The 12,570-nt window shown below is 40.8% G+C and carries 11 protein-coding genes; 3 read left to right on the top strand and 8 right to left on the bottom strand.

Features of this window, described 5'->3' with window-relative positions:
* The first annotated feature begins 52 nt into the window (after positions 1-52).
* Positions 53-769, top strand: a complete 717-nt coding sequence (locus tag GHD25_RS02405; RefSeq protein WP_164214754.1) for an NAD-dependent protein deacylase — start codon at positions 53-55, stop codon at positions 767-769.
* A gap of 147 nt (positions 770-916) precedes the next feature.
* Here GHD25_RS02405 and GHD25_RS02410 read toward each other — a convergent pair whose 3' ends face one another.
* From GHD25_RS02410 to GHD25_RS02425, 4 genes are all read right to left on the bottom strand, one after another.
* Complete coding sequence (locus GHD25_RS02410) at positions 917-1,522, bottom strand: YpjP family protein (RefSeq protein ID WP_164214755.1); 606 nt, start codon at positions 1,520-1,522, stop codon at positions 917-919.
* A gap of 148 nt (positions 1,523-1,670) precedes the next feature.
* Positions 1,671-2,138: a nucleoside deaminase gene (locus tag GHD25_RS02415; protein ID WP_462943515.1), complete on the bottom strand. Its 468-nt coding sequence runs from the start codon at positions 2,136-2,138 to the stop codon at positions 1,671-1,673.
* Positions 2,139-2,264: 126 nt separating this feature from the next.
* Positions 2,265-2,732 (bottom strand): DinB family protein, encoded by a 468-nt coding sequence (locus tag GHD25_RS02420; protein ID WP_164214891.1) that lies wholly within the window; start codon positions 2,730-2,732, stop codon positions 2,265-2,267.
* A gap of 178 nt (positions 2,733-2,910) precedes the next feature.
* Positions 2,911-4,317, bottom strand: coding sequence for a SpoVR family protein (locus GHD25_RS02425; RefSeq protein ID WP_164214757.1), 1,407 nt, complete (start codon positions 4,315-4,317; stop codon positions 2,911-2,913).
* 150 nt (positions 4,318-4,467) lie between these two features.
* Between GHD25_RS02425 and GHD25_RS02430 the strand changes: the two genes are divergently transcribed.
* A complete protein-coding gene (locus tag GHD25_RS02430) occupies positions 4,468-4,821 on the top strand; it encodes a hypothetical protein (RefSeq protein WP_164214758.1) in 354 nt (117 codons plus the stop codon).
* Between the two features lie 115 nt (positions 4,822-4,936).
* Here the strand turns inward: GHD25_RS02430 and yhbH are convergent, their stop codons facing one another.
* Entirely contained in the window at positions 4,937-6,097 is a 1,161-nt protein-coding gene (gene yhbH / locus GHD25_RS02435; protein WP_164214759.1) for a sporulation protein YhbH, read from the bottom strand.
* A gap of 279 nt (positions 6,098-6,376) precedes the next feature.
* Here yhbH and GHD25_RS02440 point away from each other — a divergent pair, with 279 nt between their 5' ends.
* On the top strand, positions 6,377-6,763 hold the full coding sequence (locus GHD25_RS02440) for a GNAT family N-acetyltransferase (RefSeq protein ID WP_164214760.1): 387 nt from the start codon (positions 6,377-6,379) through the stop codon (positions 6,761-6,763).
* 407 nt (positions 6,764-7,170) lie between these two features.
* Here the strand turns inward: GHD25_RS02440 and GHD25_RS02445 are convergent, their stop codons facing one another.
* The 3 genes from GHD25_RS02445 to GHD25_RS02455 all read right to left on the bottom strand — a co-directional run bounded on the left by GHD25_RS02445 (position 7,171) and on the right by GHD25_RS02455 (position 12,555).
* Entirely contained in the window at positions 7,171-9,066 is a 1,896-nt protein-coding gene (locus tag GHD25_RS02445; RefSeq protein WP_164214761.1) for a PrkA family serine protein kinase, read from the bottom strand.
* Positions 9,067-10,234: 1,168 nt separating this feature from the next.
* Positions 10,235-11,167 carry an aldo/keto reductase gene (locus GHD25_RS02450; RefSeq protein WP_164214762.1) on the bottom strand — a complete coding sequence of 311 codons (933 nt, stop codon included), beginning with the start codon at positions 11,165-11,167 and terminating at the stop codon, positions 10,235-10,237.
* A gap of 221 nt (positions 11,168-11,388) precedes the next feature.
* Positions 11,389-12,555, bottom strand: coding sequence for a TraB/GumN family protein (locus tag GHD25_RS02455; protein ID WP_164214892.1), 1,167 nt, complete (start codon positions 12,553-12,555; stop codon positions 11,389-11,391).
* Between the last annotated feature and the right edge of the window lie 15 nt (positions 12,556-12,570).

Consider the following 12,570-nt stretch of genomic DNA (forward strand, 5'->3'; position numbering starts at 1 on the left):
TTGCATAAATAGGGACACGAACACAGAAAAATGAATTTCAGGAGGAAGAAAAATGCTCAGCGAATGGCTGCAAACTTCTCATTACACAGTTGTTTTTACCGGTGCAGGAATGTCTACCGAAAGTGGATTGCCCGACTTCCGTTCTAAAAATAATGGGTTATGGAACAATTTGGATCCGACGAGACTGGCATCAACAGAAGCTTTAAATAAGCATGTGGATGAATTTATTCAGTTTTATCGCACCCGAGTAGCCGCAATTACCGATTATAAACCACATAAAGGCCATGAGATCCTGGCAAAATGGGGGAAGAAAGGGAAAATCAAATCCATCATTACGCAAAACGTGGACGGCTTTCACCAGGAAGCAGGGTCAAAAAATGTTGCCCAATTGCATGGCACATTACAGGAACTGCACTGCCAAAACTGCGGAAAGGTATATGGCAAGGAATCATATATGGAAGAAAGGTACGAATGTGTATGCGGGGGCACTTTACGGCCGTCTGTCGTATTATTTGGCGAGTCTTTGCCGGAAGAAGCTTTCCGCTTTGCTTTGGAAGAGACGGGAAAATGCGATTTATTCATTGTGCTCGGTTCGTCTTTGACCGTGACACCGGCCAATCAGTTTCCGCTGATTGCCAAAGAAAACGGTGCCAGGCTGGTAATTATTAACCGGGAGAAGACAGAACTCGACGCGTATGCAGATCTGATTATTAATGGAAGGCAAATTGGTGAGGTGCTGGAAGAAGTCGATCAAATAATCAGCTCATAACTGAAATTGCCCATTTCCCTAATACTTGCCTCAAATAGAAAAGCCACCCGGCAATCCCAAACCTGCTAACCGGCATATCTTCCATCCCATGCGAGAATGATTTCTACAAAAAAATGCCATGCAGCGTTTGTACGCTGCACGGCATTTTTACGCCATCCACTTCGGCGGCATATTTTTATCCCAGAATATTTCCCCAATCTCATGATGACCTTCAAAATTATCGTCATTTATATGGTAATGAAAATTAAACCAGTATCCTTCCCACGGGCGGTGATCCCGGCGTACATGAAAACGGATGAGGTCTTCATTTGTCCGCGCATTGTAAATATGAAAAATCTTCTCTCCAAATCCATCTGCAGGGGATTCCGTTATATTTAAGTAAGCATATTCTTCCTCCGGCATTTCCGCAATAAGACTTTCCAATGTATCTTCTATGTTAAGTAAAATAGTATCCATAAAATTTTCATCAAGCTGACTGGTGATTCTTGGGCCCAGTTTCATGAGGGTCTGCTCTTTAGCCTGATCTGTCAGGAGAAAAAGCGGATCTTCTTCACGCGCTGTTACTTCCGGATCATGGACTTCCAGAACCTCTAAAACAGAGGCAGTTTCTGTTTCTGTATTTACATCGGAATGGGAAAGTTCATTTTTATTATCCTCTGCCTCCACATCCGTATGCAAACCCGGCGGCACATAAAAGCCAAAGGTCATGATTGCAACCATCATTACGGCTATTTTTCGCATCAAAAGCTTCATATTCTGTCACCTCAGTCTTCTTAATGAAATTTTATCATGTTTTTATTATATGTCTATATCTTTTTCCATTTTTAATCAAATTGTTACATTTAACTAAAAATTCCCACGATACATGCCTTTTTTATTTCCTCTGTCATATTTCCTTTCTTTAATATTCCGTTTTATGAGCGGATGTTTTCCAGGTTTGGAATGGCTGATCATAGTTATCCGGGCAAATCTGGGTCATTTTAATGCTGCGGCTCTCAAAAGGAAGCGCGATTTGTTCATATATAAATTGATCATCAAAGCCGACTTCAGCTGCCTCTGTTTTTGTAGCTGCATAGTACACTGCCCTCGGTCTGGCCCAATAAATTGCACTGAGGCACATGGGACATGGTTCACAGCTCGTATAAATATCACATCCTGTTAATTGAAAGCTTTTTAATGACTGGCATGCATTGCGAATAGCCTGAATTTCAGCATGGGCAGTAGGGTCGTTTGCTGCTGTTACTTCATTGCGGCCAACTCCAATGATCTCCCCGTCTTTTACTATAACCGCTCCAAAAGGGCCGCCATCGTTCATTGCACTTTTTTGTGCAATTTCCACAGCCCTTTCCATCAGCTTCTCATCTCCCACCATGATCCCTCCATTTGCACATTTTCCCTTTGCCAGGCATCAGATATTGTGTGTTAAGTAAATCTGAAGCTGATAGTCAATACAATTTGATTTGGAAAATAAAGACGCCTGGATGTTATATAGCGTTTATTTTGTCATTTTCCTTAAATACACAATTTGACCAATATGGTATGCATTGTGTGTGGCTGCATTTCCAATCAATGCCCACCATTCAGCTTCCACGGGAAAACCTTGAACTTTTTCGTTTAAGCTTTGTTCGTCTGTAATCAAGGTCTGCCAATTCAAAAGGATATCCAGCAATTCTTTTTTTAGATCTGTAAATTGAATATCTTGCGTAATATGAAAAGTTTTTGCGTTGTCTTCCCATGTGTTCGCAGCATCAAAATCGGACATTTCATATCTTGTTTGCCAAATTTTATTCCAATGAATGAGATGTTGTACTATTTCTGCAATACTATGACTTTCCGGGTCCGGTTTCCAAATCGCTTCTTCTTCAGTAACTCCTTCTACAGACTCTTGAAAAGAAAGATACCAGCTTCGGTCATTCGCATTTGCCAATAATTGATTTAATAGCACTGTTTTAGCATGTGGCATTTTTTCAAAACCTTCCTCATATTTATTTTTAATCAAATACTTCATACACTCTTCCTTTTAATTCTTATCATTTCACAGCCAATTAACGGAATAATTCTAAAATTTATTATACCTGCAAAAACCCTTTTGGACAATGCACAATCCAAAAGGGAAAAAGTTTATTCCAATTCCATTGTATTTACATCTGCCTCCGATACACCTTCTTGCCATCATACGAATAAACAACCTTCTTCTCATCCACATACGTTTCCATGTAAACATTTCTCCCCCATAGCTGATAAATATATGGGAGTACATGTTCCAGATAATTGATATCCAGCTCTGTTCCTTCATAGCTGTGCACTAAATAAAGCTCACCATTGCGCAGGTAATCTCCATTTTCCACCGTAATATAAGGAAATCCGCCATTAATTCTCATGGAAACAAGTTCATCACGAACATTCTCAAATTCTTTGTCCGTAATTTGATACGTGCTGCCTTTTCTCTCAAATAAATACATATCCTCTTTCTGCACAAATTCTTTCGTCAAATAGTTGCGGATAAAGGAAATATCTGACTCAATTTCCCTCACTTCAAACATTTTTTTTCTGCCCGATCCAGGTCGGATGCCAAGTTCCTTCATTTTTTCCGTCGGATTATTGTAACGCTTCTCAATATCCTCAAACATCTTCAAACCCAAATAGTAGGGATTCATTTGCTGTTTGGAAGGCTGAATCACGCCGGCGTTTAATGTGGCATACTCTATCGTTTCTTCAGAAGTTAAATCCATTTCCCTTAATATCCGCTGGTGCCAGTAGGTTGCCCAGCCTTCATTCATGATTTTCGTTTCCAGCTGCGGCCAAAAGTATTGCATTTCCTCGCGCATCATCGTAATAATATCCCGCTGCCAATTTTCCAGTTCTCTGCTGTACTCTTCTATGAACAGAAGGAGGTCCTTCTCCGGCTTTGGAGGGAACTTTTTTCGTTTTTTTGTCCGCCTTGGCTCTGGCGGCTTTTCATCCAAATCCCATAAATCATCATATGGTCCTTTTGCCTGGGAAGTTGGCTCTTCCTCCTCCGCTTCTATATCATAGGATGGCAATTTGGGCCGAACGATGGACGGATCAATGTGTTCCTGTATGGCCAGCACAGCATCAAGGAAGCTTTCAACCTCCTTCTTCCCGTGTATCATTTCATAATAACTGATGCGCTCTGCTGTTGCCGTCATGCTTTCCACCATGTCCCTTCTCGTGTTGGAGAAACGAACATTATTTTTGAAAAAATCACAGTGGGCAAGCACGTGTGCCACAATCAGCTTATTTTGAATCAGACTGTTCGTATCCAGCAAAAATGCGTAGCAAGGATCTGAATTAATGACAAGTTCATATATCTGGCTGAGACCCAAATCGTATTGCAGCTTCATTTTATGAAACTGTTTTCCAAAACTCCAATGGGAAAATCTTGTTGGCATACCATAAGCACCAAATGTATAAATAATATCCGCAGGGCAGATTTCGTACCGCATCGGATAAAAATCAAGTCCCAGCCCCGAGGCAATTTCCGTTATTTCATCAATGGCACGGTAAAGCTCCTTCGTCTCACTCAATGAAAAACCTCCCTCTATATAATTAAAATTTCATCACAGAAATGCAAATACTTTCTATAACCTATGAATCAAACATGGATTTATTACCTGATCCGGGGCGGTATGTTTTCCCCTTTTTCCGGGCAGGTTAAATTACAGGAGGGATGTTTTGTGCGTGAACAATATTTATCAATCGAGGAATTTAATAATTTAATCAAACAGTGGAATGGGAAAACGGTAAAAATAGCCAAGCAGGAGCTGGATGATTATGATGAAACGGTAATGGAGCTATCGAATGTCTCCTATGAAACCAATACGAGAAGAATAGATGATTATGTGCCTAAACATGCACTGCAGTTAAATGGTACAGGATTAATTGAAAATGAACGGGAGGAAAAGCAGCCTTTGCCATCATCCTTATACGAAATACCGCTGGAGGATTCATCGTTATATCAATTTGACGGTACTCGTTTTGCGCTCATTACCGACCGGGCTATATATACAATTGAGGTGGACGGAGATTAAAGGCCACCGCTGATACAGGAACAATTGTACTCCTGTACACGATGGCCTTCATTTCAAAATGAATGCTGTATAAGTGCACCCATCATTCAAAATTTGTAAACACCTATTCCCCTTATTATACCGCTGCAGCCTCTTTTCTGAAAAAGTTTTTCAATGCATGATATACTTCATTTTTTTCTTTGATAATATAATGGCGGAATTTGGGAGACTCTATCGTTTCAAATGCCCGCATTAATGTTGATTTCCTGCTGAACCCATTTACTTCGCCATAGCCAAACATGTTTGATAACTCCATGATTTCATGGACCAGATCTATACATTTCGGATTGTCGGAAGTGATGTTTTCCCCATCCGAAAAGTGAAAGGGATAAATGTTATAGCGTGAAGGATGATATTTTTTATCAATGAGTTCCAATGCTTTTTTGTATGCGGATGAACAAAGTGTTCCGCCGCTTTCCCCCCTTGAGAAAAATGCTTCCTCTGACACCACTTTAGCTTCAGTATGGTGGGCAATAAACTCTATTTCCACCGATTCATATTTGGAGCGGAGAAACCGGGTCATCCAGAAAAAGAAACTTCTTGCAATATATTTTTCGAACATCCCCATGGAGGCACTTGTATCCATCATGGCAAGCACCACTGCTTTGGATTCCGGCTTGACCTCCTCATTCCATGTTTTAAACCGGAGGTCATCATTATAAATCGGATGAATGCCTGTTTTACCTTCTCTTGCATTACGTTTAATCGCGGTTAATATCGTTCTTTTTTTATCAATATTTCCCATAAGTCCTTTTTTACGCACATCATTAAATTCTATTTTTTCAGTTGTTACTTCCGCTTGTTCTTTTTGCTCCAGATTGGGCAGCTCCATTTCCGAAAAAAACGCTTCTTCCAATTCTTCCAGCGACACTTCCGCTTCATAATAATCCTGACCGGGCTGGTCGCCGGCTTTTTTCCCCCGGCCATCTCCCGGCTTTCCTTTCTCGGGTGCCCGGGCGACGACATCTCCAATCTGACTGTCTCCCTCTCCCTGTCCTACATGCTTGGACTTATCGTAATTGTAACGGATTTTATATTCATCCAGGGAGCGGATCGGAATCTTAATAACATCCCGGCCATTAGACATGATGATATTTTCCTCACTGACTAAATCCGGCAGGTTCCTGTGAATCGCCTCTTTCACTTTATCCATATGCCTCTTCTGATCTTGATATCCTTTACGATGGAGGGTCCAGTTTTCCTGGGAGACTATAAAATTTCCCTTTTTCCCCTTCATACTTATCCTCCTCTATAACTATCTGCGAATTCACAAAGGTGTTTTTAAAAGCCGGGCAGCAGATAAAAGGAAAATCTGCTGCTATACACTGCTCAGCCACCTTTCTCTATTATATGCAGCAAAGGGACTGCTATTGCACTTTTCTGAAAGAATAAAGGGAAAATACAGCCTATTTTGACAAGGAAAATAATAAAGCTAATAAATGATAAATAATAGTATGATAAAATATGGATACGCAGGCAGTTCTTCATATCATGTAATTAAGGGAGGTACGATGAAATGCACATTCGCAAATACAAGCAAAGTGATGAGGAAGCACTTTTTCAGTTATTGTCAGCGGAAGGAGAAGAATGGGAAGAATTTACTAGAGAAGAGGGTATACAAAAATTCAAGCGAACTTTGGAAAGTTCCGTTGTCTATGTGGCTTTTGAAAATGATGTATTATGCGGCTTTTCCCGTTCCATTATAGATGGAGAATTCTATATTTATGTATGTGACCTCCTCGTTGATAAAAACTCCCGCGGAAAAGGGATAGGACGACAGTTAATGGAATGCGTCTGTGAAGCGTATCCCGATTATACGGTACTCGTTTTATCTGATGTAGATGAATACTATCAAAAGCTTGGTTATGCAAAGGAAGGATCACTATTTTTGGTGAAGCCTTAATATGCTGCCGAAGAAATAATGGAAACCAAAAAGCTGAATGGGTTAAAGCTTAAAGATAGAATTTGTCGTTTTTCAATGTTAAAAAAACTATTTAACTTAATATAAACTGTTTGTGAATTATACCGCAATAAAATAAATACCATAGAAGATCTGATTTATAATTTAGGTGACAAAAATAAAACCTCGGGGGAAGGTGCAGGCAATGAAGGGGTCAGCAGTTTTAATTGAGCAGGACAGCATTGTTAAAATAGGAGAGAACCGCCCCGCATTCTCTATAGAAACGTGTACGATCGTTTTATAGAAAAATTTTAGTCGCCCAAAATTGGCATTCCCAGCTGAAATTTTAAAGTTAATTAACGTGCCAGGAAAAGGGGACCGGGAATTTTCCTCCCTGTCCCATAATATTTTTACCTATTCAGCAAACTTCCAACGTACCGCAGCAATTCATTCGCCGATACAGAATTATAACCATATTCATCTACCAGTCTGGCAATAACTTCATTGATCTTTTTCAGCTGTGACTCATCCGGTGTTTTGGAGGAGGTAGTGATTTTGACGACATCTTTCAGGTCGGCAAACAGTTTTTTCTGAATAGCTTCTCTTAATCTTTCATGTGAACTATATTCAAACCGCTTTCCTTTTCTTGCATAAGCAGAAATACGGATAAGAATTTCTTCCCTGAATGCCCGTTTTGCATTTTCCGAAATTCCTATCTGTTCTTCAATGGAGCGCATCAACTTTTCATCCGGATTCATTTCTTCCCCTGTCAGCGGGTCCTTCAGTTTATTTTTATTGCAAAATGCCTCCACATTATCCAGGTAATTATCCATTAATGTTCTGGCAGACTCTTCATAGGAATAAACGAATGCTTTTTGCACTTCTTTTTTGGCAATTTCGTCGTACTCTTTCCGGGCTACGGAAATATAGTTCATATAATTTTCTTTATCCTCATCCGTGATGGAAGGATGCTGATCCAGCCCTTCCTTTAAGGAACGCAGCACATCCAGTGCATTAATCGACTTGACGTCTTTACGAATAATGGCAGAAGATATACGGTTGATGACATACCGCGGGTCGATTCCTTCCATTCCTTCCACGGGAAATTCCTTTCTTAATTCATCAATATCAAGCTGATTAAACCCTTCCACACTTTCGCCGTCATACAGGCGCATTTTTTTTACGAGATCGATCCCCTGCTTTTTGGAATCTTTCAGTCTCGTTAAAATGGAAAAAATAGCAGCCACCCTTAATGCATGAGGAGCAATATGCACATCTGCCATATCACTTTCATTAATCATTTTTCTGTAGATCCGCTCTTCCTCACTTACCTTCAAATTATATGGTATCGGCATGACAATAATCCGTGAATGCAGTGCCTCGTTCTTTTTATTGGCAATAAAAGAACGATACTCTGCTTCGTTTGAATGCGCCACGATTAATTCATCTGCACTGATGAGCGCAAACCTACCGGCTTTAAAATTGCCTTCCTGCGTGAGTGAAAGCAAGTGCCAGAGAAATTTCTCATCGCACTTCAGCATCTCTTGAAATTCCATCATCCCCCGGTTTGCTTTATTCAGCTCTCCATCAAACCGGTAAGCACGCGGATCTGATTCCGAGCCGAATTCACTGATCGTGGAAAAGTCTATACTCCCTGTCAAATCGGCAATATCCTGTGATTTTGGATCAGACGGACTAAACGTTCCGATCCCCACCCGCTTATCTTCATTGAAAAAAATGCGTTCCACAGGCATATCTTCAATCTTGCCTCCATACTCCTTCTCCAGCCGCATTGTATTTAGCGGGGAAAGGTTTCCTTCAATACGAATGCCGTATTCCTGATAAAAATCAGCCCGGAGATGAGCCGGAATGAGATGAAGCGGATCTTCATGCATCGGACAGCCCTTGATCGCATAGACTGCTCCTTCATCTGTCCTCGAGTATTGTTCAAGGCCACGCTTCAGCATCGTCACAATCGTGGACTTTCCACCGCTCACCGGACCCATTAACAGTAAAATCCGTTTCCTTACGTCCAGGCGTTTTGCTGCGGGATGAAAATATTCCTCCACCAGCTTTTCAATTGCTTCCTCCAGCCCGAAAATCTCTTCGCCAAAGAAGTGATACATCTTTTTCCCGTCCCGCTCGGTCAGTCCTGAGCTTTTTATCATATTGTAAACCCGGGAATGCGCAGTCTGGGCAACTTCCGGTCTTTCTTTGACAATCTCTAAATAATCCGCGAACGATCCTTCCCACTTCAGTCGCTTTTCTTCTTCACGGTGACTCTTTACTTTTTCTAAAATATCCATGTCATACCCTCCATCTGATCGCGGTTTCTATCCATCATATGCAAAATAGGTATGACAAATGCATAATAGGACAGCGGAACAAGTCTTACGGAAGGCGTGATTTAGTACAATCCCGTCTTTTAAGGCGGAGCGGGCATTTAATATACAACCCGGGTCTGCTGCGATGTGAAATCCCGCAGAGCAGGCAGCACCGGAACTGTAATGCTATGAGAATTCTTTTACGCAAGAATCGTTTTCTCCAGAGTTTGACAGTATAGAAACACAACTTTGCGGGATAAAAGAAGAAAGCCGAGTCATTTATAAGCAAGAGGTGGTAAAACAGCACAGCGGAGAAAACGCAGCAAATATTTTAAGGTTTATTATAGAAGAAATTTTTGAAAAAAATGCAGAAGACAAGCTTCCTGGGTACAAATCCGCAGAGCCATAATACTGCAAATTCCCATATATTCACAATGGAAGGTGTTAAGATGAGCGTTATATGGATTTTTCATGATAATTGAAACTTGAACATTCAATTAAATCTTCAACTCAGACAAAATTACGCAACCAGCAGAAAATACAAAATAAACGGCGATATGCAATATCAGCTGGGATGGCCTGCAGTCAATGAATTATAAAAAGTAATGAATTAGTAAACTGTGTAGATGCTTGGATTTAGACGGGAGTAAAATAATTTGCAAACATACAACTTTCTGCTATATTTTGTGAGATTTTTACTCAAAGGAAAAACATGCTGATTAATACATACCCAGATGCCATGAGCGACAGCAGAAAAATTAACGATGTATATAATAATATTTTGGTTTTTCTATCCATTGCCCTGACCTCCCGGCGTAATGGAGAAAATCCCAGAAGGCAGCCTCCCAAAATCGTAATTAATCCGTATAATGGATCGAACATACTCCCCAGACACATCCCTGCTGTAAAGAGTATGAAAGCAAATATCGGATTAAATAAAACCTTCGCAGCCAATTTGATCTTCCTCTCTTTATTTTAAACAGCTGCAGCACCCTTTTCCTTAACAATAATTATAGCATCATTCTTTAACATTTTCTTTAATTTCAAAAAACATACATATTATCCCGCATCTTGACTTTCAGAAAACAGAAAGCGTGCATCCTTGATAAACATATAAGGTCTGCACACTTTCTTCAGTTTTTTTATTCACTTACTCAAAAATACGGTCAATATCCTGAACTTCCTGAGCCGTTAATTGTACATCCAGCGTGTTCAGGTTATCAAGCACCTGTTGGCCCCGTTTGGCACCAGGAATAACGGCGTCGATCGCATCTCTGGTCAAATACCATGCAAGCACAACATGCGCTGCAGATGCATTTTTGCCATTCGCAATTTTCCGAAGCTGCTCTACCTTTGCCAGGTTTTGTTCATAGACACCTTTCTGGAAGTATGGGGAGTTTGCCCGGAAATCATTGAACTGCGCATTTTTATCATATTTTCCTGCCAAAAGGCCGGATGCCAGCGGGAAAAATGGAATAAACGAAATATTTTGCTCCGTAACATACGGAAACAGGGTGTTTTCCGCTTCCCGGTTCAGCAGATTATATTCGCCCTGATACACATCAACATAACCATCCTGATTCGCCCGCTTTAATTGATCCGGCGAGAAATTGGAGACACCAATCGCGCGGATTTTCCCTTCATCCTTCAATTCTTTTAATGAGCCGACTGCTTCCGCTTCAGGGGTTTTTTCATCCGGATAATGGATATACATAAGATCCACATAATCTGTCTGCAGCCGCTTCAGACTTTTATCCACTTCCTGTTTCAAAAAATCCGGGGAGTTATTATTTTTCATGCCGTCGTCTGTAAATACCGGGGATACTTTTGAGGCAATGACCAAATCGGCTCGTTTCCCGCTGCTCTTTACGACTTCGCCAATTAGTTCCTCTGAACGTCCCTGGCCATATAAATAGGCTGTATCAAGAAAGTTTACCCCATGATCGATTGCAGTTCTTACAAGTTCTTTTCCTGCTTCTTCGTCTGTATCGGGATATAGATTATGCCCTCCAACAGCGTTTGTTCCCAGACCAATCGGGTTCACCTTTAACCAGGACTTGCCTAATTCTACTTGTTTTGTCATACAAATCACGTCTCTTTTTTAAGTGAGGGTTCATGTGGCTTTTGCAGTTATTGCATGGATTTCTCCACAAAACAGGTCAATAACAATTCACTCAAAAACTGGATAATATGAATCAGACTAGCATAATATGGAAATTTAAGCCAGAAATCCGCGCCCCCAAAAATAAGCAGACAACACAAAAAGACTGCTGAATCACACATCAGCAGTCTTTCAGTTCATATTTACAGATTCTGAATAAAGATCCGAATTACGTCTGCGCCCCCGACCAATGTTCCAAGCGAACTGCCAAGGTTCGCTAAAATAACAACAAGCAAAATCCTTGTAACTTTGTTTTGCCAAAAACCTTTTACACTCTGCACATCATCCGACAAACTTTCAAAATCACTGACATACGGTTTCTTTATATAGGCCTGTACAATTCCTGCAAACCAGCCTGAAGCCAGCAATGGATTTAATGATGTAAACGGGGCAGCGATGAAGGCAGTAAGAATCGCCAGCGGATGCGCCCATGCAACAGCTGCACCAACAGCAGATAAAGAACCATTCCATAAAAGCCAGCTGATTGCCTGCTGCAGCCCTGCGGATGGATTCGCATAGAACGTATAAGCAATAATCGCCAATATAACTACCGGTATGGACCAGCCAATGACTTTCGGCCACTTTGATTTCGGCGGAACTTTCGTCAGCCGTTTTAAATCGTTTTCTTTTCTAATTTCCTCTTTGATCCCTGGGACATGGGCTGCTCCAAGGACTGCAACTACCTTATCTCCCGGGGCCTTTTTAATTTTTTGGGCTAAATATTGATCACGCTCATCAATTAACGGTTTTTTTAATCGCGGAAAATGCTCTGTAAACTCATTCAGTACCGAATTAATCGTATCCTGCTTCTTCATTTTTTCCAATTCCTCTTCAGAAATGGTTTCTTTGCTGAAAATACTTCCAACCACCTGCATCAGCAGAATAGCTTTCCCTTTCATACCAAGGTTGCCCCAAATGCGTGAAAACGTAATTTGTATATTTCGGTCAGCCAATACGAGAGCAGCACCATGTTCTTCAGCAGATTCAATACCTTGTATCATTTCCTGGCCCGGACTGATTCCAAATTGTTTGGCCATCCGCTTTTGAAAGGAAGAAATAGCCAGGTTCATTAATAAAAGTGTCGCTTTCTTTTCTTTAATGACCTTGAATATATCCATATTCTTCCACCGGCTGTCATCTTTGATCGACTGGTACCTCTGTTCATCCAGCTCCACACAGACTGCATCCGGTTTTTCCAGGTCGATCACCCGCTTCACTTCTTCAGCACTATGCTTGGAAACATGCGCTGTTCCTATTAATATTATTTTTTTGCCATCTATATATAGGCGCGAAACATTTTCTTCTTCCATATATTCCATTTCTTT

The organism is Virgibacillus aidingensis, assembly GCF_010994035.1.
Classification (GTDB): domain Bacteria; phylum Bacillota; class Bacilli; order Bacillales; family Amphibacillaceae; genus Virgibacillus_N.